18 protein-coding genes are annotated in these 22851 nt (G+C 38.6%); 8 read left to right on the top strand and 10 right to left on the bottom strand.

Annotated elements, in window-relative coordinates; translation table 11 throughout:
* Window positions 1–35 precede the first annotated feature (35 nt).
* Window positions 36–434, top strand: coding sequence for an 8-oxo-dGTP diphosphatase MutT (gene mutT, locus I6F47_RS03245; RefSeq protein ID WP_007582062.1), 399 nt, complete (start codon window positions 36–38; stop codon window positions 432–434).
* Between the two features lie 23 nt (window positions 435–457).
* Complete coding sequence (locus I6F47_RS03250) at window positions 458–1525, top strand: phosphotransferase enzyme family protein (RefSeq protein ID WP_197183308.1); 1068 nt, start codon at window positions 458–460, stop codon at window positions 1523–1525.
* Window positions 1526–1813: 288 nt separating this feature from the next.
* Here the strand turns inward: I6F47_RS03250 and I6F47_RS03255 are convergent, their stop codons facing one another.
* The 3 genes from I6F47_RS03255 to pmbA form a co-directional block, all read right to left on the bottom strand.
* Complete coding sequence (locus tag I6F47_RS03255) at window positions 1814–3889, bottom strand: M13 family metallopeptidase (RefSeq protein ID WP_197183309.1); 2076 nt, start codon at window positions 3887–3889, stop codon at window positions 1814–1816.
* A 415-nt stretch (window positions 3890–4304) separates the two neighbouring features.
* Complete coding sequence (locus I6F47_RS03260) at window positions 4305–4790, bottom strand: DUF721 domain-containing protein (protein WP_024589904.1); 486 nt, start codon at window positions 4788–4790, stop codon at window positions 4305–4307.
* A 72-nt stretch (window positions 4791–4862) separates the two neighbouring features.
* Window positions 4863–6212 (bottom strand): metalloprotease PmbA, encoded by a 1350-nt coding sequence (gene pmbA / locus I6F47_RS03265; protein WP_007582066.1) that lies wholly within the window; start codon window positions 6210–6212, stop codon window positions 4863–4865.
* Window positions 6213–6356: 144 nt separating this feature from the next.
* Between pmbA and yjgA the strand changes: the two genes are divergently transcribed.
* Both yjgA and hemN read left to right on the top strand, forming a co-directional pair.
* A complete protein-coding gene (gene yjgA / locus I6F47_RS03270) occupies window positions 6357–6890 on the top strand; it encodes a ribosome biogenesis factor YjgA (protein WP_007582068.1) in 534 nt (177 codons plus the stop codon).
* A 124-nt stretch (window positions 6891–7014) separates the two neighbouring features.
* Window positions 7015–8388 (top strand): oxygen-independent coproporphyrinogen III oxidase, encoded by a 1374-nt coding sequence (gene hemN / locus I6F47_RS03275; protein ID WP_197183310.1) that lies wholly within the window; start codon window positions 7015–7017, stop codon window positions 8386–8388.
* A 94-nt stretch (window positions 8389–8482) separates the two neighbouring features.
* On the opposite strand, the gene I6F47_RS03280 is transcribed toward hemN, so the two are convergent.
* From I6F47_RS03280 to I6F47_RS03290, 3 genes are all read right to left on the bottom strand, one after another.
* Window positions 8483–8998, bottom strand: coding sequence for a DUF2489 domain-containing protein (locus tag I6F47_RS03280; protein ID WP_010553820.1), 516 nt, complete (start codon window positions 8996–8998; stop codon window positions 8483–8485).
* Between the two features lie 12 nt (window positions 8999–9010).
* Window positions 9011–9607, bottom strand: coding sequence for a Der GTPase-activating protein YihI (gene yihI / locus I6F47_RS03285; protein ID WP_007582074.1), 597 nt, complete (start codon window positions 9605–9607; stop codon window positions 9011–9013).
* A gap of 752 nt (window positions 9608–10359) precedes the next feature.
* On the bottom strand, window positions 10360–10992 hold the full coding sequence (locus I6F47_RS03290) for a c-type cytochrome (protein ID WP_007582080.1): 633 nt from the start codon (window positions 10990–10992) through the stop codon (window positions 10360–10362).
* A 281-nt stretch (window positions 10993–11273) separates the two neighbouring features.
* Between I6F47_RS03290 and yihA the strand changes: the two genes are divergently transcribed.
* Entirely contained in the window at window positions 11274–11942 is a 669-nt protein-coding gene (gene yihA / locus I6F47_RS03295; RefSeq protein ID WP_007377272.1) for a ribosome biogenesis GTP-binding protein YihA/YsxC, read from the top strand.
* 9 nt (window positions 11943–11951) lie between these two features.
* Here yihA and I6F47_RS03300 read toward each other — a convergent pair whose 3' ends face one another.
* The 3 genes from I6F47_RS03300 to polA all read right to left on the bottom strand — a co-directional run bounded on the left by I6F47_RS03300 (window position 11952) and on the right by polA (window position 16280).
* Entirely contained in the window at window positions 11952–12470 is a 519-nt protein-coding gene (locus I6F47_RS03300; RefSeq protein WP_010553821.1) for a DUF1285 domain-containing protein, read from the bottom strand.
* Window positions 12467–13054, bottom strand: a complete 588-nt coding sequence (locus tag I6F47_RS03305; RefSeq protein ID WP_197183311.1) for a YceI family protein — start codon at window positions 13052–13054, stop codon at window positions 12467–12469. The genes I6F47_RS03300 and I6F47_RS03305 overlap by 4 nt, the downstream gene beginning before the upstream one ends.
* Before the next feature lie 490 nt (window positions 13055–13544).
* Complete coding sequence (gene polA, locus I6F47_RS03310; protein WP_197183312.1) at window positions 13545–16280, bottom strand: DNA polymerase I; 2736 nt, start codon at window positions 16278–16280, stop codon at window positions 13545–13547.
* A gap of 524 nt (window positions 16281–16804) precedes the next feature.
* Between polA and elbB the strand changes: the two genes are divergently transcribed.
* The 3 genes from elbB (at window position 16805) to I6F47_RS03325 (ending at window position 20803) form a co-directional block, all read left to right on the top strand.
* Complete coding sequence (gene elbB / locus I6F47_RS03315; protein WP_197183313.1) at window positions 16805–17452, top strand: isoprenoid biosynthesis glyoxalase ElbB; 648 nt, start codon at window positions 16805–16807, stop codon at window positions 17450–17452.
* A gap of 226 nt (window positions 17453–17678) precedes the next feature.
* Window positions 17679–18074, top strand: coding sequence for a c-type cytochrome (locus tag I6F47_RS03320; protein ID WP_007582093.1), 396 nt, complete (start codon window positions 17679–17681; stop codon window positions 18072–18074).
* Window positions 18075–18238: 164 nt separating this feature from the next.
* Window positions 18239–20803 carry a sensor domain-containing diguanylate cyclase gene (locus I6F47_RS03325; protein WP_197183314.1) on the top strand — a complete coding sequence of 855 codons (2565 nt, stop codon included), beginning with the start codon at window positions 18239–18241 and terminating at the stop codon, window positions 20801–20803.
* Between the two features lie 15 nt (window positions 20804–20818).
* Here I6F47_RS03325 and rep read toward each other — a convergent pair whose 3' ends face one another.
* Window positions 20819–22837 (bottom strand): DNA helicase Rep, encoded by a 2019-nt coding sequence (gene rep, locus I6F47_RS03330; protein WP_024605304.1) that lies wholly within the window; start codon window positions 22835–22837, stop codon window positions 20819–20821.
* Window positions 22838–22851 lie beyond the last annotated feature (14 nt).

The raw sequence follows: 22851 nt of genomic DNA on the forward strand, positions 1-22851 counted from the left end.
GCTAGCGTCGCTTTTTTTTATGGAGTTTTAAAGTAATGACTATAGAAATTGTACATGTAGCTGTTGGTGTTATTAAGAAAAATAACGCTATATTCATTTGTAAACGCGCAGATGAACAACATCAAGGCGGTTTATGGGAATTTCCTGGTGGCAAAGTAGAAGCAGGTGAAAGTGTTTTTGTTGCACTTAAACGCGAGCTTATTGAAGAAGTTGGATTAACAATTCACAGCTCTAGTCAACTTATGGTGATTGAACATGACTACGGCGATAAGTGCGTTAAATTAGATGTACACGTAGTAAGTAACTTTAGCGGTGAAGCACATGGCGCTGAAGGGCAACCTAGTGAATGGGTAGCAATTAGTGAATTAGAAAATTATGATTTTCCTGAAGCTAATGCTGAAATTATCGAGAAAATAGTAGCCCGATACGCATAACAAACTAGGTACAAGTGAGCACAATGAACATCTCAATACAAAATAAGCTAAGCGAACAATTAGCATTAAATCCTGAGTTAACTCAAGTTAGTGTGATTGGTAGCGGCCATATAAATAGTACATGGCTACTTACGTGTATTGATAAACAGTTTATTGTGCAAAAACTTAATACTGAGGTATTTAAATACCCTGCTCAGTTAGTAAGTAATGCAAAACTAATTGAGCAGCATTTAAATACCAAACAACTACAAAGCAACTACCCCCTTGAAACAGTTAAGCATATAGCCATACAAAACAACGAACACTTAATAGAAATTGATAGCGCGCATTATCGCGTCCTTAGCTATATTAGTGACAGTTACAGCGAAGACGTTGTTAAAAATGCGCAACAGAGCGAGCAAGCGGCTTACGCCTTTGGCGTATTTGCTCATGCATTACAAGATTTTGATGCACAACAACTACATATTGTAATCCCTGATTTTCATAACTTAGCGATGCGCTTTGAGCAATTAAATACCGCAATCACAAATAACTCTGTAAATAGAGTAAAGCACTGCGCTGACGAAATAGAATATTACTTATCGCAGCAGCATTTAATTACCGAGCTTAGTAGTATAGCTAAGCAGATACCACTTAGAGTGTGTCATAACGATACAAAAATAAATAATATGCTGTTTTGTAGTGCAACTCACAAAGCAAAAGCAGTGATTGATTTAGATACCTGCATGGCGGGATTTAGGCTTTATGATTTTGGCGACATGGTACGCACTTTCTGCTCCCCCGAAGCCGAGGATTCAACAAACTTACACAACGTTATTATTCGAAAAGATATATTTTCAGCCATTGTTAAAGGCTATGTGACGCCATTAAAAAGTAGCATGAGTACAAAAGAACAAGAAAGCCTGCTGTTAGGCGCTAAAATAATGCCGCTCATGTTAAGTGTGCGCTTTTTAACTGATTATTTAAATAACGATGTGTACTTTAAAGTGGCTCATGCAGAGCATAATTTAGAGCGAGCACAAAACCAACTCGCGCTTTATAAAAACATACTCAGTAACGAAAAATGGATGCACCAATGCTTAATGAGCTAAAGCTTATTTAACCTGAACTCTGGTTAAGAGATTTATTAACGTATTGAATCATGGTGATATTTAAATTTATTTTCTCTAGCCAGAGATTTTTAGTGAAAACAAGGCGAATTTACGCGTCAATAACTGGCCTATTGCAAGTAAATTCAACGCAGTTAGCGCTGAAAATAGCTGCTTGAGATAGATTTATTATCCATAGTTCAGGTTATTTACAAATTCAAGATACAAAAAAACCAGTAAGCTAAAAACTTACTGGTTTTTTGTTAACTTTAAATCGGTCTATTTAGTAAATTACCAAATTTTTACGCGATCTTCTGGTTTGATATACATTTTATCACCTTCTTTTACGTCAAACGCTTCGTAAAACTCAGGCATATTCGACAAGATACCGATTACACGGTAGTGACTTGGTGAATGAGGGTCTGTTAATAAACGATTACGTAACTCTTCATCGCGATAGTTACGACGCCAAATTTGTGACCAACCCATAAAGAAGCGTTGATCGCCTGTGTAACCATCAATCACTGGTGATTTTTTATCACCTAAAGACAGCATATACGCTTTATGCGCAACCGTTAAGCCACCTAAGTCACCAATGTTTTCGCCAAGCGTTAGCTCGCCATTAACACTTGCATCTTCAAACGGTTTATATTCGTTATACTGTGCAACTAGAGCCGCTGTACGCTCTTCAAATTGCTTAAGGTCAGTCTCACTCCACCAGTTACGTAAGTTGCCATCACCGTCGTATTTAGCACCTTGGTCGTCAAAACCATGACCAAGCTCATGCCCAATTACTGCACCAATTGCGCCGTAGTTTACAGCATCATCCGCTTCTAAATTAAAGAATGGCGGTTGTAAAATAGCGGCTGGGAATACAATTTCGTTGTTTACTGGATTGTAATACGCATTTACTGTTTGCGGAGTCATGTGCCACTCAGAGCGATCAACTGGTTTACCCAATTTAGCAATCATGTCTGCGTATGCCCATTCGCTATAACGAATGTAGTTACCTACTAGCTCATCTGAGTTAATATCTAGCTCTGAGTAATCTTTCCACGTGTCTGGGTAACCAATTTTAGGCGTAAATTTGTCTAGTTTTTCTTTCGCTGCAAGCTTTGTTTCAGGGCTCATCCACTCAAGATTTTCGATAGCAACACCGTAACCTTTAATTACGTTATCAACTAATTCTTCCATGCGTGCTTTAGCTTCTGGTGGGAAGTTATCTTTAACGTATACCTTACCTAATATTTCACCAAGTACACTGTTAGATGCATCAACCGCTTGCTTCCAAAGAGGTGCTTGTTCTTCTACGCCACGAAGCGTTGTGCTGTAAAAGTCAAAGTTAAGATTAACTAAATCTTCGCTAAGTAGTTCTGCATAACCACTTACAAAATGAAATTTTAAGTAGTTTTTCCACGTTGCTAAATCAGTGTCTTTGTAAATAGTAGCTAGTGCTTCTAAGTAGCTTGGTTGACGTACAATAATGTCACTTGCACTCACACCTGCATCTTTAAAGAATGCAGCTAAATCAAGGTCGCCCATCAACTTGCTTGCGTCTGCTACTGTCATCTTGTTATAAGATTTAGTTGCATCACGGCTTTGCACGCGGCTCCACTGTGCATCAGCTAGTGTTTTTTCAAATGCAAGTACGCTCTTAGCTGCTTCTGCTGCATTCTTAACGCCTGACTTAGCTAAAATATCAGTGATGTATTGCTCGTAAGAAGCGCGAATTTTAGTGAATTTTTCGTCATCGTTTGAGTAATAATCACGATCTGGTAAACCAAGACCCGACTGAGATAAGTACAATGCATACTCGCTTGAGTTTTTAGCATCGTTATTTACAAACCAACCAAACGGTAAAGTACCGCCTTGTTTTTGAATTTTAGCCATTAAACCCACTAAATCAGCTTTAGATTTAACACTATCAATTGTATCTAATGACGGTTGTAATGGCGTAATACCTAGCTCATTACGCGCATCTTTATTCATATAGCTTTTATAAAATGCACCAATTTTGTACTCATCACTGCCTGTTTTAGCGGCTTTGTTTGCGGCTGCACTTTCAAGGGCTATTTTCATCGCTTTTTGCGACTCATCATATAACTGCGAAAAAGAACCGTAGTTAGATTTATCACCTGGTATTTCTGTTTTAGCTAACCACTGCCCATTTACATGGTAGTAAAAATCGTCTTGTGCGCGTACTGAACTATCCATATTAGCTAATTCAATACCAAGCTCTAGTGGTTTTTCAGCAGGTGCTGTCACTACTGGAGTGTCGGTTACTTTTGTTTCTTGTTGTTTTTCACCACAACCTACCAAGCCAAGTGCAAGTGCAATACTTGCAGCAGCCATTGTTACTTTATTCATAATTATTCCGTTTGTTAGTTAGAATTGAATCATACCAATCTGCTTATATATGGGGTCTATTTAACGTTAAGAAAATTACGCTAGAACCAGGCAAAAGTTTTTGTATCTAGTTGCTCTAAATAAAAAATTTTTAACGACGTTATAGTGCAATTTAATTCGTTAAATTGATCAAAGACTTATGCAGGTTGGTATCACATACCAACTCCATTAAATTCTTGAATATAGCAGGAGTAAAAATAGCACTGCCTACACGCTTTTACTTAATGGAATGGGTATCAAAGAGCTTTCGATCAATATAAAGCCCACGCAGTATCATAAACCTCATTAAGCCAACAATAAAATGGAATATGTAACAAAGTATTTTGAATGCGGTGAGCTGCCAAATTAGCCCCACCAATAACAAGATGGTGGGTAGTTAAGACTTACTTTTATTTTTTCCGTGAAGCGCTAAACGCTCTAGTTTTTCTTTTAAAGAAGGGGGTGCAGAAGATGCTATCGCGTTTAAGTAATCAGCTGTTTGCTCACTCATTTTACGTGAGTTGGTAACTGCAGGACTGCCCGACTTATTCGCTGTACTTAATCTCTGAGTTGCTTGAGGATTTGCAGTTATTTTTATTTGCCCGAGCTCTGCCATTCCGGCAGCTCTAAAATGTGAAAGCATATCCATTTTTAAATAATTAAGCCTAAGCGCGATAGGTGCAGATACGGCTTCTATCATTAGCGTACCGTCTCGGTAATTGCTGACTCGGCATTTATCACCCAACTTAGGGCCTAAAAAATCTTTTAATAGGGTTTGCTGTGTATCAAGTGCTTGGCTTTTGCCTGCATAAGCCGATAAACGATTATTTAACCCCGCCATAATATCGGTTAGCGGTTTTGGTGCATATCTATCTTTAGCCATTTTACACCTCGTAAAAGCTCACTTAGACCCAGAGATAATACTCTAGGTCTAAGTATACACTGCGTATTAATACTACGCGCCGGCTATTTGCATTTGCTCTATTAATACTGAGCCAGTTTGAATACCACCACGGCGTTCGATGTCACCACCAATAGCAGATATGCCTTTAAACATATCTTTTAAATTACCAGCAATGGTAATTTCGCTTACAGGATATTGGATTTCACCATTTTCAACCCAAAAACCAGCAGCACCACGAGAGTAATCACCCGTTACGGTATTTACGCCCTGCCCCATTAGCTCTGTAACTAATAAGCCGGTGCCCATCGTTTTTAATAGTGCAGTTAAATCGTTATGAGTTTGTTCAACAAGCCAGTTATGTATACCGCCAGCATGCCCTGTTGGGGTCATATTCATTTTACGCGCGGCATAACTTGCTAATAAATAAGTTTGTAGCTCGCCGCCTTGAATAATTTCCCTATCGAATGTTTTAACGCCTTCGCTATCAAACGGTGACGACGCCAACCCTTTTAAAATATGTGGGCGCTCGGCAATATTCACACAATTACTAAATACTTGTGTGCCTAAGCTATCAAGTAAAAAACTTGATTTACGATAAAGCGCACCACCACCAATTGCCGACACTAAGTGACCAAATAATGAATTTGCAATATCGGCTCTAAAAATAACAGGCACTTTCATTGTGCCTAACTTTTGGCTATTTAATTTAGCCAATGTTTCAGCTGCTGCTTCAAGCCCAACTGCCGCTGCGTCATTTAAACCCGCTTGGTCGCGTGCAACAGTATAAGCAGAGTCGCGTTGCATCTGCTCACCATCTTGACCAATTACCATAGTACTAATGCTATGACGAGTGCGTGGAAAGCCAGTTATCAAACCATGGCTGTTACCATAAACACGTAATCCTTGGTGAGATGAAAAACTCGCGCCATCAGAGTTAACAATACGCTCATCTGCGTTTAATGCAGCTTGCTCAGCAGCATGACAAAGCTCAATACCTTCCTCAGGGCTTACATCCCAAGGATGGTATAAATCTAAATCTTTAGGATTAAATTCAAGCAATTCTTTATCAGCAACGCCGTTAAATGGGTCATCCGATGTAAATTTGGCTATATCAATCGCTTTTTCGACTACCATGCGCAATGTTTTTGGATTTAAATCAGCGGTTGACGCTGAGCCTTTATTATTACCAACGTATACACTAATGCCTAAGCCGCCGTCCTGGTTAAACTCAATGGTTTCTACTTCACCCATTCGTGTACTAACCGATAAACCAGACGTGCTAGACATGGCAGCTTCTGCAGCTGTAGCGCCTAATTTTTTAGCATGTTCGAGTACTTCTGCTACCGCATCTTTAACTTGCGATATTTGAGAATAAATTGGATCGTTTTGTTGGCTTTTCATAAATTAAGTCCTGAGCCTTAGAGGCATAATGCACGCATTTCTTATATTTAAATGCTAACACACTCAATGCATCACATCAGCTAATATTCCTAAGTATCATATTCATGTATAATGGCAAAAGTTATTTTTATTTAAGAGCACCCCATGGCAAAGAAAAAAGGCAAGCCTGCTGAAATTGAAGAAGAAATTGAATATGTATCAAGAACGGAACTTAAGCGTGAAGCGCAAGAGTTTCATCAGTTAGGTACTGAAATTGCCAAAATGGGTAAAAAACAGCGCGAACGCCTGCCATTAAATGACGATTTAAAAGCGGCAATGGTTGTTGCTGATAAAATAAGTAATAAAAGTGACGCGTACCGCCGTCACTTAAACTACATTGCTAAAACGTTGCGTACTGTAGAAAACATTGACGCTATTAGAGCGATTATCGATGTAATGCTTAATAAAAATAACCAAGCTGAAGTATTGGTCAAAAAAATTGAGCAATTACGTTCAGACCTAATTGAACAAGGTGATGACCTTATCAATGAGACTATTGAACAGTTTCCGTCTCTTGATCGTCAGCAAATGCGTCAATTGGTTCGTAATGCGGCAAAAGAAGCGAAAGCTGAAAAGCCGGGTAAAGGTTATAAAGAGTTATTTCAATATCTCAAAGATGCCCATACTGTTACGTATTAATTAGACCGCATTAATTGATATTTTATTAAAAAAGGTGCTTCGGCACCTTTTTTGTTATAGATCAAACCGCCTCACTGCGTACTTTTTTATAATCACCCCCTAAATAAATACTTAGGTGCGCGTGATGATTAAACTTCCACAATGGGATCAAACCCTAATAAACAAATATAATGTGTCTGGCCCGCGTTATACCTCGTATCCCACAGCTCTATCACTGCGTGATGGATATCAACAACAAGACCTACTAAACGCTGTAGAATCATCAACGAGTCGTTCACTCTCTTTATATATTCATATTCCGTTTTGTAGTCAGCTTTGCTACTACTGTGGCTGTAATAAAATAATTACCCGCCATCAATCTAAGGCCGATACGTATCTCGACTTTTTAGCAAAAGAAATTACTGCCCAAGCTCATTTATTTAAAAACTACACGGTTGAGCAATTACATTTAGGTGGCGGTACTCCCACCTTTTTAACCGCAAAACAAATGACTCGTCTAATTAAGCTTTTAGAGCAGCACTTTGATTTTACAAGCACAACAGAGCGCGGCATTGAAATAGACCCACGCTCACTTGCCGATAATATGCTTGTTGATTTAAGAATGCTTGGCTTTAACCGTGTCTCATTTGGGATTCAAGACTTTAACGACGACGTGCAACTTGCTGTTAATCGCCCGCAAAATGCAGATACGGTCAAGCAATTAATTACACAAGCTCGCGAGCTGGGATTTCAATCTATTAATGCAGATATGATTTACGGGCTTCCTCTGCAAACGCCAGAGAGCTTTAAGCAAACTATAGAGCAACTTATTGAGTTAAGCCCTGACCGAGTATCGGTGTTTAACTACGCGCATTTACCAGAGCGCTTTGCCGCACAGCGTAAGATTAAAGATGCAGATTTACCCAGTTCACATAATAAACTCACTATGTTTAAAAACACGCTGGAGCAGATGACGCAAGCAGGCTATCAATTTATTGGTATGGACCACTTTGCAAAAACCGATAACGAACTAGCTATTGCGCAAAATGAAGGCAAGTTACATCGTAATTTTCAAGGTTATACAACACATGGAAATTGTGATTTATTAGGCTTAGGCGTGTCATCAATTTCACAAATTGGCACTGCCATTTTACAAAATCAAAAAGAATTAAAACATTATTACCACAGCATCGAAACACAAATCGGCTGTGCTCTTAATAAAGGTATGCACTTAACACATGATGATGTAATTCGTGCTGATGCAATTAAGCAGCTCATTTGCCAGTTTGAATTAGATATACAAGACTTTAGCGAAAAGCATGCGCTTATATTTAATGACTACTTTGAGGATGCATTAATTGCGCTTACGCCACTTATAAAAGATGAACTAGTCACTATAAATGATAATAAAATTAGCGTAACGCCACGCGGCAACTTATTCATTCGTATTATTTGCATGTGCTTCGATGCTCATTTACAAAAACAAATAAATGCGACGCGTTTTTCACGAGTGATTTAGCAGATCACTAATTTAATGCAATTAGTATGAAAATTTTTACGCATAAAAAAAGCAGACCAAGGTCTGCTTTTTTTGAGTACTCGATAAATTAAAGCTAGTTAAAAACCACTTTATCGCTGCCAGGAGCGGCTTTAAACTCGATGATAATTTTAGCGCAATCGGCTTTAACTTCATCTTTAAGTGTTTCTTCAGCTTGCCAGCGAGCTTTATCTAGCTTAAAAATTTCTTTTTTAGCATATTTTTTACGTGCATCGTGTGTCGGCATTTCTTTAACTACCTGGTACATTTTATAAATGCCAGGATATTGTGTCGTTAAATCACGCTCGCTCTCAAAGCCATATTGAGACATAAGTACCCAAATACGTAAACAGCCTTCAGAAAACTCACACTGCTCTTCATTCATTGCACGCGCAATTAAATGAATACTATCGGCTAGTTTGGCATTTCGCTTTAAACGCGACTTCTCAAGCTTTTGCTTTTGTTCAGCCTGCGTTTTAGCAATTAACTTTTTTTGCGCATTTAACTTATACAGCAACTGACCCGCATAAAATGCCAGACCAACTATTATAGCAGCGCCTAAAAGTAAGGCTAAAATTACCGCGGTACTCATTATTTATCCTTACTATTTGTCGTCTTCATCTAACCATTCGTTGGCTAAATCGTCAGATAAGTATTGATCGAAATCAGAATTGCCTTTGCTTTCAATATCATCTTCAAGGTCATCTTCAAATTCGTCTTCATCCTCGTCTTCAATACCAAGAATTTCACATAACGCCTGATGGCGAGCAATACGGCTATTAAAGTACTTAGCATCTTTACCAGTTAGCATTTCACCTTCTTCATGACGCTCTACTAGTTTAAGTAAACGCTCGTCATTCTCAAGTGCTTCTAGCTCTTGTTCAGGTGTAAATTCAGGCTCGATTACCTTTTTCAGCTCAATAGTTGGCTTTAAGTTGCGTTTCATTTCAACTTTAGGCTCAGGCGCAGTTGCAATTAATGGTACCGGCTTTTTACTGCCTACACGCTTATCTTTCGGCGCGTGACCAGCATTATGGCTTTCGCTATCTAGTAAATCTGGCGCGTTACGAGAACCTGGCTTAGCACCTTTGGTTTTTTTAACTCGCTGCTCTTTTAATGCGCGCATTTCTTTAAGCTTATCTTGGCTTAAACGAACAGGTCCGTTTGCTGGGCTTTTGCGTGACTTTTTAGTTCTACTCATATCTTGATCATCTCACTTAAGAGGTTTTGAGCGAAGCGCAAATTAATGGGCATCGCAGTGCTGGCCTAGCCAGAAGAATTCAGTTTGCGCTTAGAGGTTGGGTCTCTCATTTAAAAGCGCCTTAGCTAATTAATCGCCAATTTAAAACGGTGGGTATTGTAACAGGACAAATAAAAAGGCGGTAGAGAAAACATCTCTACCGCCTGCTAATCTGAGCGCCATTATCTGGACACTTCTCCCTTCGACTTTTTTTAGTCTTTATTATTTTTATTATTATCAGTCCGTATTGTTATTATTTTTACGTTCCTTGTTACATTCCATTTTGTTTTTATTATTAAACTTCCATGAGTTTTTTATTATTTTCGGTCATCCTGACACTTTTTTATTATTTCCTTTAGTAGCACTAATCTTATGCTATGTAGTCATGCCGCGTTACTTTCCTTGATAGTTATTTCCGTTTTGTTATTGTTGTTTTGCGACAGTGGTTAATTTACTCGTTAATGATTTTGTTACAACTGGTTTATATAACTTTTATTATATTTATTACATTGAGATATAAAAATAAACATAAATTACAATAAGTTAATCAATAATCAAAAATAAAAAGAAGACTTTTCTTACAACCAGACATGGTCAATGTCTTACATCAAAACGGACGATATCGTTAATTTTTGACACAAAAAAAGCAGCCTAGGCTGCTTTTTTTAACACATTGTAGTTTATTTATTATTAACTGCTAAATAAATACGACTTTAGTGTAAGCCACCTAAATACTGAGAAAGTACTTCGATGTCTTTATCTGTTAATTTTTTTGCAATATCGCCCATCATGCCATTTAAGTCATTATGACGAGTACCATCACGGAATTTTTCAAGTTGAGCCTTGATATATCCTGGATGCTGAAAAGAAATTTTTGGAAACTTAGCAAGTGACGAGCCATTACCACGTGGGCCATGACATGCTGCACATGATGGAATTCCACGTTCTGCATCGCCTGCTTTAAAAAGCATCTCGCCAACTTCAACAACATCTTTAGGTGTAGCACCTTCAGTCATGTTCATTGAAGAAAAATAAGCAGCTAGATCTTTCATGTCTTGCTCGCTAAGTGGCATAGCCATAGCGCTCATTACTGGATCCATACGCCCTTCTTTGCCGCCTGACGTCATACCTAATTTTAAATCCTGAAGTTGCTTGAGGATATAATCTGGATGTTGACCTGCAATTTTAGGGTAAATATTAACCGGCGCATTACCGTCTGGGCCGTGACAAGCCGCACACGTTGCTGATTTTTCTTTACCTGCGTTTACATCGCCATCAAATGCTGTTGCGTTGCTTGCTGACAACGCACCAAGCAATATTGTTAAAGATAGTGCTATTTTTTTCATGGTGAATTCTCTGTTTCCGACCCTGTATCATCTACAATCGTGATGTTGTAATACATATATTCTACACGATAATAAATTCTCTGGCACGTTTTCTACACATATTAAGCTTATAATTTACAGGGTTTTGACTTAGATTAAGCTTTAACATGTTTTAAATGTACCATAGGTGCTGTTTTTAGGTGGTTAAATACGCTTTTTAATACATCCTTTATAGTATAAAATACGCGCCCTGAGTGAATTTGGTTTACTCAACGTTATTTATTTAAGTTTTAGGAGAGCCTGTGCTCAAATCTCGTATCAAATATAATACTGCGTCTTTCGTAACAAGCGCTCCCGACATTACTAAATTACCTGCTGATACGGGAATTGAAGTTGCGTTTGCCGGTCGCTCCAACGCAGGTAAGTCGAGTGCATTAAATGCATTAACCGATCAGAAGCTAGCACGTACAAGTAAAACACCTGGACGTACTCAGCTAATCAATACATTCGATTTAGCTGATGTTGACGATATGCGCCTTATCGATTTACCAGGCTATGGTTTTGCTAAAGTACCAATCGAAATGAAAAAGAAATGGCAAAAATCGCTAGGCGAATACCTACAAAAGCGTCAAAGCCTAAAAGGTATTGTTATTTTAATGGATATTCGTCATCCATTAAAAGATTTAGACCGCGATTTAATTAATTGGGCTATTGGTAGTGAAATTCCAGTATTGGCACTATTAACTAAAGCCGATAAATTAAAGCAAGGCCCTCGTAAATCACAAGTACTGCAAGTTCGTCGTGAATTAAGCACGCTTGATGGGGATATTACAGTTCATGCATTTTCATCATTAAAAGGCACGGGTTTACCAGAAGTAGCTAAAAAACTAGATGAATGGTTTTTAGGTCCTGTTATTGCTGTACCACCTACCGATGAAACAATCACAGACGAAACTAACCCAGAGGCTTAAACGCTGGCGTTACGATAAATAAAACTGCTTTCCTGCAGATTTAATAAAATAGCCGAGTTTATCAGACTCGGCTTTTTCAGCCCACTGATAATATACGCTTCGCGCAACACGCGCACTACAGCCATAAGGTAGCTTTAGGTAAGGCACTTTTGACCCTTTATAGTCTTTTATAACTAAAGGCTGCTGAGCGCTCACCAACCACTGCCTAGCTAAATTATCAATACAACACAACACCTGCCCTTGCACTGTATTTTCAAAACGCCAATCAACAATAATAAACGGCGCATCATCAACCGTTATTGTTATTTTTTCGACAGGTGTTTTTAAATAAAATTGCTCACCTTCTTTACATAGAACAGAAGCAAACAGCTTCACCATGGCTGGGCGTGTTATTTCGCTGCCATCGTAAAACCATTTCCCCTCATGATTAATGACAATTGGCAGTTCACCACAATGATTAGGCTGCCAACTATCAAAAGGTTTGCTTGGCTCGCTTAATTGCTTGCTAAGCTCACTTAAAGAAATCACTGTTTTTTAAGTGTAATTGCAAATGTAACAGGCACTGCTGTTGCAATTGAAGGTAAGCCCGCTAGCTCTTGCAGCTTTTTAACGCCTTCGGTTACACCAAAATCATCACTATTAATAATAATAGGTGTTAATGATGATACCGTTAAATCACCACTTTGCGTGCTGTTAACGAGTACATCAATTGCCAATGGCTTTTTATTACCGTGAAAATCAAGCTCAGCTTTAATACCCTTCAATACATATTGACCAGGCTTTTTAATATTGCTCAGTTCTTTAGTTAAATTTGCAGTTAAAACAGCATTGGGGAATTTAGCGGCTTCGAATAAAAATGTCGTTAAACGCTCATTACGAATAGGAATTAGAGTTTCGGCTGATGTTAAATCAACATTAATGCTAAACTCGCCTTTATCAGAAAGCATACCTTCAAGGTTAGTAAAATGGTGAGCTTCAGCAATCGAATCTTTTTTAATTGAAACAAAGCTTAATTGGCTTTTATCATTCACTAGCTGCCAATTGGCCTGAGCAACATTAGAAATAACTAAACTTGATAAAGAAAAACCTGCAATAGCTAATGCTTTAAACATAACGCACTCCTTAGTAATAAAATAAAAAGAATAAAAATAATATCACTTCGATGGTATCACCTGCGATGTACCCAAACCACCTCGAAATGACGAATGAATAATACAATTGGTATAGCGCAATAAAGAATTAATTAGATAGGATTTTCAGGCGTAAAACAAAAAACGGCCCACCAAACAAGTTGGTAGGCCGGTATAGCAAACTGGGGAGAAGCTATCAATTTGTTGCACCCTTTCAGATGCATCATCAACAGGATGTCCTACAGGATAGGACAGGCGGGACTTTAACAAAAGCACGCATTAAAATACAATCATATTCCTGTAAAACAGCTCGAATTGACGAACATATAACTATTTAATACAAATAGTTGCTTAAATTAACCTTATTTTAACTAAAGCTTGCATATGCCTGATTGAATCGCTGTTATTCGCCATTTTTATTAAACATAAAAAAAGCGCCAAAAGGCGCTTTAATTAAAATGCTCAAATTACATTAATGGGCTTGTTCCCAGTTGTCACCTTCATCAGCTTCAACTATAAGTGGTACATCTAGCGCAGCAGCTTGCGACATCAGTTCACAGATGTGTTTTGTGTACTGTGGTGCGCAGTCTGTTTTGATTTCAAATACTAATTCATCGTGCACTTGCATAAGCAGCTTAATTGTATTTGGCGCTTGTTCGTGTACCCAGCGGTTAACGCTCAGCATTGCCTTTTTAATAATATCGGCGGCAGTACCTTGCATTGGTGCGTTTATAGCAGCACGTTCGGCTCCTTTTCTACGCGCCCCATTACGTGCGTTTATTTCTGGTAAATGTAGGCGACGACCAAATATTGTTTCAACGTAGCCATTTTCAGCTGCTTTTTCGCGTGTTGTTTCCATGTACTCTAATACACCTGGAAAACGCTCAAAGTATTTATCTATGTAATGCTGCGCTTCGTGGCGTGGCACATCTAGTTGACGTGCTAAACCAAATGCCGACATACCGTAAATTAAGCCAAAGTTTACTGCTTTCGCCTTACGGCGCATATCGGTAGTTACATCATCAAGCTCTACACCAAATACTTCAGCGGCAGTTGCACTATGTACATCTAAGCCGTTAGCAAATGCATTTAATAGACCTTTGTCTTGTGAAAGATGCGCCATAATACGTAGCTCAATTTGACTATAATCGGCAGCGACAATTTTATAACCATCTGCGGCTATAAACGCTTCACGAATACGACGTCCTTCTTCTGAACGAATAGGAATATTTTGTAAATTAGGATCAGTTGAACTCAAGCGCCCCGTAGCCGTAATTGCCTGATGATAAGACGTATGTACACGCTGGGTTTTCTCATTCACCATTAATGGTAATTTATCGGTATACGTTGATTTAAGCTTTGATAAACCACGATGCTCTATAATTACTTTAGGTAGCGGATAATCATGAGCAAGTTCTTGCAGTACTTCTTCTGCGGTAGAAGGTGCACCTTTAGGCGTTTTTTTAATAATAGGCAGCCCAAGCTTTTCAAACAACAGTACTTGTAGCTGTTTTGGAGAACTTAAGTTAAATGGTTCACCTGCTATTTCAAACGCTTCTTTTTCAAGCTCAATTAAACGCTCGCCTAAACGCATGCTATGCGCTCCTAGCATATTGCTATCTATCGCAACACCGGTGCGTTCAATATCAGAAATCACACTAATAAGTGGCATTTCTATATCTTCAAATACCGATTTTAGCTTTTCATCAGCTGCTATTTTTGGCCAAAGCACTTCGTGTAAACGCAAAGTAATATCGGCATCTTCAGCGGCGTAAGGCGCTGCTTTTTCAAGTTCAATTTGGTTAAAGGTAAGTTGCTTTTTACCTTTGCCAGCAATATCTTCAAAGCTAATATTTTTATGACCTAGGTATTTAAGTGCTAGCGAGTCCATATCGTGACGCGTGCCTACACTATTAAATACATACGACTCAAGCATAGTGTCAAACTTAATACCATTTAGCGCAAAACCTGCATTCGCTAATACGCTTTTGTCATATTTAAGATTTTGCCCTACTTTAGCTTTGTTTTCATCTGCCAAAATGGGACCTAGCTTTTGCATTACAAATTCAAGGCTTAATTGCTCAGGCGCACCTGGGTAGTCATGCGCTACCGGTAAATACACAGCTTCACCCGCTTTTACGGCAAAGCTCATACCCACCAATTGCGCTTTCATGTAATCAAGGCTGGTTGTTTCAGTATCAAATGCAAATAACTCAGCACTATTTAATTGCTCTATTAGCGTATCAAATTGCACTTGCGTTAAAATAGTTTCGTAATGAGCATCTTCTACTTTTGGTAATTCAGTAGCTTCGGTAGGTACAGCTAAATGTGTTTCAGCATCTTTAGGATTATCAAGTAACTCTGCTAACCAACGACGGAATTCGCACTCACCATATAATGCAATTAATTCGTCTTTGTTAGGTTCTTGAAGTTTGAATGTATCAAGGTCAGATTCTACTTCAACATCGCACTTAATTGTCGCAAGTTCGTAGCTTAAAGGCAGATGGTCAAGGGCAATTGCTAACTTTTCACCTATTTTACCTTTAATCTCACTGGCGTGATCCATTACACCTTGTAAAGAGCCATATTTTTCTAACCACTTAACGGCTGTTTTAGGACCACAACCTTCAACACCCGGAATATTATCGACCTTATCGCCCATTAATGCTAAGTAATCAATAATAAGTTCAGGACCTACACCAAACTTTTCAACCACGGTAACGGGATCTGAAATACTGTCAGTCATCGTGTTTATTAGCGTAACGTGTTCATTAACAAGCTGTGCCATGTCTTTATCGCCAGTAGAGACGAGTACATGTCGTTTTTGCTCTGACGCTATACGTGCAAATGTACCAATAACATCATCAGCTTCAACGCCTTCAATACTAATTAGCGGAAATCCCATCGCTTTAATAATACTGTGTATCGGTGCTATTTGAGTGCGTAAGTCATCCGGCATAGGCGGACGATTTGCCTTATACTCGCTATACATATCGTTACGGAACGTTTTACCTTTCGCATCAAATATAACCACCATATGTGAGGGATCGTATTGTCTGATCAAGCTTTTAAGCATGTTGATCACACCATAAATAGCGCCCGTAGCTTCACCTTTAGAATTAGTTAAATGCGGCGGAGAATGATAAGCACGAAATAAATATGACGAGCCATCAACTAAAATAAGTGGGTTTTCGGGGATCTGAGCCATGGTGAATTTGGATCCTAAATGCAAAAAATTAAGGTAATTATAAGCATGCCATAAGGTAGTAAATAAAACGACAGTGAATTACTGCTTATCGTGTTATTAAAACTATAGCAAGCTGTGGATAAGTGTGTAGATAACAGCCACGAGCTATTCTTCCAAAGCATTATAAAATGCCTAGAAAAGACTTTAACTGTATGTTTTAATTTAAAAAAGATAATACGAGGTTCTTTTTTTATTATTTTAAACCAATGTGGAAAAAGGTTTTCTAACGACTGCTTGTGTTGTTATTCACTTTGATTATTCGCGTCCATTTAAATAACCGGAGGAGTATTCTAGCACAATGGATCGAAGATCATAGCGATCCTTTATAATTTTTTTAAAGGCAAAGTGATCGCAAATGGCATAAACCGCAATACAACTTGCATAGGGAATGATTTTTGTACTAAAAATTTATTTTCGCGAGAAATTTTGAGCATGTTAGACTTCATCCGATCGACTTATAAAAAAGACTTTAGGGGCACAAAAGCATGAAAAACGTAGCGGTAATATTAGCAGGGTCTGGTGTGTACGATGGTAGTGAAATTAATGAAGCAATTTTAACTTTATTACATATAGCCAAAAATGGCGCAACGTATCAGTGTTTTGCACCGGATATTGAACAACTTCATACCATTAACCATTTAACGGGCGAAGTAATGCCTGATAAACGTAATGTATTAACAGAAGCGGCTCGTATTGCACGGGGTGACATTAAATCGCTGCTTGAACTAGACGTAACTCAGTTTGACGCATTAATTGTACCTGGCGGTTTTGGCGCTGCAAAAAACTTATGTGACTTTGCAATTAAAGGCGCAAAAGCAAATATTAATGAAGACGTACTTAATGCTTGTAAATCATTTGCAAAAGAAAATAAGCCTGCTGGTTATATGTGTATTGCACCCGCTTTGATCCCATTTATTTACGATAACGCTATACTTACGATTGGTAACGATGCAGAGACAGCACAAGCGCTAAGCACATTAGGCGCTAAACATATAAATTGTGCAGTAGATGATGTTGTTATTGATCAGCCAAATAAGCTAGTTACAACCCCAGCTTATATGCTTGCGCAATCAATTATTGAAGCCGATGCAGGGATCGAAAAACTAGTTAGTAGCGTATTATCAATAAATTGATCTTAGGATCTAAAAGTTAATTGTATGACTGTTTGCGCTTATTAAATTGCTTAACAAAAAACAGTAAATAATTAAATTTTATTGCGTTAACGCAAAAAGTAGTCAGTTTTATTAATAAAAACGCCTCTTAGCATTTTATAAATTGGCTCAGAGAGTTATAATCGGTTTAATTTCCGTCATCTTTAATCGTGATTGATCACGTTCAAATCGAAGTGAGCAAGGCAAAATGAAAAAATTAACAGCTGCAGCATTATTAATGCTAGCAACCACTGCATACGCACAGCCATATGATAACTCTATGACTGAAGATGCAATTAAAGCACGTCTCGCGCCGGTTGGTGCTGTATACCTTGAAGGCGATAAAGCTGCTGTAGCAGCGGCGCCTACAGGCCCTCGTTCTGGTGAGCAAGTGTATCAAGGTGCATGTTTTGCATGTCACGGTACTGGTGCACTAGGCGCGCCTAAATCGCCTGACGATTGGGCTCCACGTATAGCTAAAGGTAAAGACACTTTACTTGAGCATGCACTAAATGGCTTTAATGCGATGCCTCCAAAAGGCACCTGTATGGATTGTTCTGATGATGAGATAAGCGCTGCTATCGACTTCATGACATCTAAGTAAATACATCTGAAATACACAAAAAAGGTTTACTTCGGTAAGCCTTTTTTAATACCTAAAATAGTGTTTCTAGCCAGTATGATAGTACGAATATCAACTTGACGATAAGCGCTAAAAGTGAAAGTATAAGGCTAATAACTATACAATAAAAATAGCCGGTTAGATCATTGGAAGATAAACTCTCAGTATCGAGTAAATTGGCGTATCAAAATAAACGTCTAAAAACATTACTCAATAAATACAAACAATCACATCACTTACAAAATGCGCTGATACAATTATCAGAGCAAGCAAGTACTGTTGCCGAGCTAACCCTATTATACCCCGCTATCCACGACATTTTACAAAAATATGTGCCGAGTAAAAGTTTTTATGTGGTGCTATTAAATCAATACAGTCAATCGCTAGAACTTTCTTACTTTTCAGATGAAAAAGATGGTATTGCCGTCGCCCTTAACCAATCAAATAGCTTTGATGAAGGTGCCACGGGTTATGTATTTAAACAGGGTAAAACCACATGTTTTACCAAGCAGCAAATGCAAAATGCCGCAGCAGAAGGCTTATTTAAAGCATTAGGCACTCCAGCAGAGCATTGGGTAGGTGTACCGGTTTACCAAGAACATAATATTATCGGTGTTTTAGCAGCGCAAAGTTACGATACAAAACAAGGCTATAGCTCACAACAAATACAATTACTTGAGTTTATGTCGCTTTATTTAGCAACTGCAATAGAGCGTGTAAAAAAACGAGAGCTCCTTGAGTCAGAAGTTAAAATTCGTACCCGAGCACTCACTCAAAGTAACGACGCGTTAAACCTTGAAATAGAACAACGCAAACGCGCACTTCAACGCCAACAAATTCTGTTTAAAATATCTGAAATAGCAACGCAAGCTAAAAACCTTGATGATGCTTACTTTAAGATACATGAAATAATAAAAACAATTACCTACGCAGAAAACTTATATATTGCACTTTACGATAAAGAGTCTGGCTGGATAAGCTTCCCTTATTGTGTAGATGAATTTAAAGAAAACACACAACCAAGACGCTTTGCTAAAGGTTATAGTGAACTGGTAATAAGCACTGAAGAAACGCAACTTATACACCCGTGTAGAGCAAAAGAATTAATAGAAAGCGGTGTAGTACAAAGAGCTAAGCCTGTACAAAAAGAGCAAATGGCCACTAGTTGGTTAGGCGCTCCACTTAAAACAGCTCAAGGTGTTATCGGCCTTATTGTTTGCCAAGCTTACGATAACAAACATATTTTCAGCCGGGATGATTGCGAGTTAATTACCTTTGTATCACATCAAATTGCAGCTGTTTTACAAACAAAGCTCGCCAATCAAGCGATTGCAAAAAGCCATCAAGAACTCGAATTTAGAGTAAACGAAAAAACCAAAGAACTGCGTCAAACAAATCTGCACTTACAAATGCAAATAGATGAGCGTAAAAAAATAGAGCAGCAGCTTTATCACGACGCACATCACGACTCTCTTACTAGCTTACCTAATCGCAGCCTCTTTTTAACTCAGCTTGAAAAAACACTACAACATTATCAGCGCTTTCCTGAACATAATTTTGCTGTTTTATTTATTGATTTAGATAAGTTTAAAGACATTAACGACCAACTTGGTCACCATGCTGGCGATCAGTTTTTAATTAACGTTAGTGAGTTATTTGCCCAGTGTATACGCGAACATGATTTACTAGCACGCTTAGGTGGCGATGAGTTTGTTATTTTATTAACGCACTTAACTGAGCCTCAACAAGCAGAAGATGTTGCTAATCGTATTATCGATTTAATGAAAAAGCCTTTTTTCCTTAAAGGCGAATCACTTCAAAGTGGTGCTAGTATAGGAATAACCTACTCAAAGAAAAGCTATACGCATACGGATGAAATTATTCGTGATGCCGATGCTGCAATGTATCACGCTAAAAACTCCGGAAAAAACCGCTACGAGCTATTTCATCCGCTATTAACGCAATCAATACCTGCGCAGGCACTAAAAGCACAACATCACCTTGATATATTACCTATGAGTTTTAGAAGCTCAGAAATAATTACTCTTGATGAGCAACATCAGTCTGAATCTTTATTTGAAGCATTTGGTGAACACCCAATACTTGGCTTTACTAGCTTTGATATTTTGAAAAAGTTTGCATCAGATAAAGAACAGCACCTCGAGATAGAGTTACAGTTATTGCAACGCGCTTATGCACAAGCAATTACCGCAAATGTAACTATGGCGCTGGTTCCTTGCTCTGGTTTACTACTCGAGGAGCACGAATTTGTTTTATTTACAGATACGCTAAATAAACAACAAGGACATAGCCAGCTTTGTTTGATATTTGATGAGCAAGAAATTCGTCACGCAAGCGCAACACAAATAGAAAACCTCAAAAAGCTATCACAACTTGGTTATTCAATTGGTTTAAACAATTTCGCTAAAGATCGATGCGAACTTAATTTACTAACCGATATTAATTTTGACTATCTGCTACTTAGCTCGACCTTTAGTAAGCGTGTTTTACAACAAGAAAGTTACGATTTTCAGCTACAAGGGGTGCTAGCAATTACGAAGCTCAAAGCAATGAAAGTCATTGCTAAAGGGCCATCAATACTTAATTTTAGAGCTTTACTAGACAAGCACGGTTTGGCATTTTTTGTGGGAAAACAACACGCTCTAGTGTGTTCTGAGTTACCTGAAATACAAGCAACCCAGTCTTTATAAAATTAGCCTGAGGTATTACTCAGGCTTTTTAAACATTGCACGAAGGTTAGCGACCCTTGCTTGGCCTTTTTCCATTCGCTCTGCTTGCGTATTTGGCGCCTTTTTGTTTTCAAACGCGAGATCGTCCTGCGGTAACTCTTGTACAAATCGGCTTAACTCAGTTTGTGAGGTTTCACCAAATTGACGACGTATTTTTGCATAAGTAAGTGTTAACTCCTGCTGCGCACGAGTAATACCAACATAAGCTAAGCGACGTTCTTCATCTACGTTATCTTCATCAATACTTACCTGATGCGGAAGTAAGCCCTCCTCCATGCCTACCATAAATACATATGGATACTCTAAGCCCTTTGATGCATGTAGTGTTGATAAGTGCACCGCATCGGTTTCATCTTCTTCTTCGTTACGCTCAAGCATGTCGCGAAGGGTTAGCTTGCTAACAACCTCGGCTAATGTCATTGGTTCGTTGTCGGCATCACCGGTCAACATATCGGTGATCCAACGATACAGCTCAGATACGTTTTTCATACGCATTTCAGCGGCTTTAGCACTCGGTGACGACTCGTACAAATATGCCTCGTAATTAATATTACGCACTAAGTCTTTAACAGCTTCGAGCGTATCACCGCGTACTGCGTTATCGGATAGCTCAACAACCCAGCGTGCAAACCCAGCAAGCGCATTAAAACCACGCCCTTTTAGTCTGTAGCCTAAATCGTTATCAAAACAGGTAGCAAATAAGCTCGCGTGTTTTTCGTTAGCAAGCGTACCAAGCTTTTCAAGTGTAACCGTGCCTATTTCGCGTCGCGGTGTATTTACGATACGTAAAAATGCATTGTCATCATCTTGATTAACTAGCAAACGTAAATACGCCATAATATCTTTAATTTCTGAGCGAGCGAAAAACGACATACCGCCACTAATTTTATAAGGGATACGGTTACTCATTAAAGATTTTTCAAAGCCACGTGCTTGATGATTACCACGATATAAAATCGCGTAATCTTTATAGCTGGTACGCTTCATAAACTTATGTGAAATTATTTCAGCAACCACACGCTCAGATTCATGCTCTTCATCGCGGCACCCTATTACTTTAATCGGCTCACCATAACCTAGTTCACTAAATAACTTTTTCTCTATGTCATGTGGGTTATTCGCAATTAAAATGTTAGCCGCTTTTAGTATTCGCCCTGCACTTCGATAGTTTTGCTCAAGTTTTATAAGTCTAAGCCCTGGGTAGTCTTTACCTAGTAGCACTAAGTTTTGCGGGCGAGCACCACGCCATGAGTAAATTGATTGATCGTCATCACCTACCACAGTAAAACGGGCACGCTCGCCTACTAGCAATTTAACAAGTTGATATTGGCTTGTATTGGTATCTTGATACTCATCCACCAGCAAGTATTTAAAGCGTTGCTGCCAGCGCTCACGAGATGTGGCGTTATTAGTAAGTAACAAAGTAGGGATCATAATTAAATCATCAAAATCCAGTGCGTTATAAGCACGTAGCTGATTTTGATAGCGAGCATACAGCTGTGCAAACAATGCCTTTTGCGCATCACGCGCTTCGCGTATTGCTTGCTCTGGCAGTACTAATTCGTTTTTCCAACTACCAATTTCCATTTTAAGTAGTTTGAGTAAGTCCTTGTCTTTTTTTAGCTCATCTTCGGTGAGCTCACTTAGAAGCTGATTGGTATCTTGATCATCAAATAACGAAAAGCCGGGTTTAAACCCTAATGTGCTTAACTCTTTTTTAATTATTTCTAAACCGAGTGTATGAAACGTTGATACCCATAAACCTTTAGCGTCTTGCTTTCCGAGCGTTTGCAGTACTCGTTCACGCATTTCTTTGGCTGCTTTATTGGTAAAAGTAACAGCGGCTATATTTCGCGCTTTGTACTCACATTTTTTCACTAAATAAGCGATTTTATTCGTAATAACACGGGTTTTACCAGAGCCTGCGCCTGCGAGTACTAAGCATGGACCACTAATATATTTTACGGCTTCATCTTGTTTAGGATTGAGTTTCATAACGACCAAAGAAA

The organism is Pseudoalteromonas sp. NZS37 (assembly GCF_015864265.1).
In the GTDB taxonomy this organism is placed as follows: domain Bacteria; phylum Pseudomonadota; class Gammaproteobacteria; order Enterobacterales; family Alteromonadaceae; genus Pseudoalteromonas; species Pseudoalteromonas arctica.

Bases quoted from the DNA above. Each gene is read 5' to 3' on its own strand.
- mutT (WP_007582062.1), top strand. From the start codon at position 36: ATGACTATAGAAATTGTACATGTAGCTGTTGGTGTTATTAAGAAAAAT.
- yjgA (WP_007582068.1), top strand. From the start codon at position 6,357: ATGGCAAAGAAAAAAGGCAAGCCTGCTGAAATTGAAGAAGAAATTGAA.
- yihI (WP_007582074.1), bottom strand. From the start codon at position 9,607: ATGAGTAGAACTAAAAAGTCACGCAAAAGCCCAGCAAACGGACCTGTT.
- I6F47_RS03260 (WP_024589904.1), bottom strand. From the start codon at position 4,790: ATGGCTAAAGATAGATATGCACCAAAACCGCTAACCGATATTATGGCG.
- I6F47_RS03290 (WP_007582080.1), bottom strand. From the start codon at position 10,992: ATGAAAAAAATAGCACTATCTTTAACAATATTGCTTGGTGCGTTGTCA.
- hemN (WP_197183310.1), top strand. From the start codon at position 7,015: ATGATTAAACTTCCACAATGGGATCAAACCCTAATAAACAAATATAAT.
- I6F47_RS03250 (WP_197183308.1), top strand. From the start codon at position 458: ATGAACATCTCAATACAAAATAAGCTAAGCGAACAATTAGCATTAAAT.
- rep (WP_024605304.1), bottom strand. From the start codon at position 22,837: ATGAAACTCAATCCTAAACAAGATGAAGCCGTAAAATATATTAGTGGT.
- polA (WP_197183312.1), bottom strand. From the start codon at position 16,280: ATGGCTCAGATCCCCGAAAACCCACTTATTTTAGTTGATGGCTCGTCA.
- elbB (WP_197183313.1), top strand. From the start codon at position 16,805: ATGAAAAACGTAGCGGTAATATTAGCAGGGTCTGGTGTGTACGATGGT.
- I6F47_RS03255 (WP_197183309.1), bottom strand. From the start codon at position 3,889: ATGAATAAAGTAACAATGGCTGCTGCAAGTATTGCACTTGCACTTGGC.
- I6F47_RS03280 (WP_010553820.1), bottom strand. From the start codon at position 8,998: ATGAGTACCGCGGTAATTTTAGCCTTACTTTTAGGCGCTGCTATAATA.
- I6F47_RS03305 (WP_197183311.1), bottom strand. From the start codon at position 13,054: ATGTTTAAAGCATTAGCTATTGCAGGTTTTTCTTTATCAAGTTTAGTT.
- I6F47_RS03320 (WP_007582093.1), top strand. From the start codon at position 17,679: ATGAAAAAATTAACAGCTGCAGCATTATTAATGCTAGCAACCACTGCA.
- pmbA (WP_007582066.1), bottom strand. From the start codon at position 6,212: ATGAAAAGCCAACAAAACGATCCAATTTATTCTCAAATATCGCAAGTT.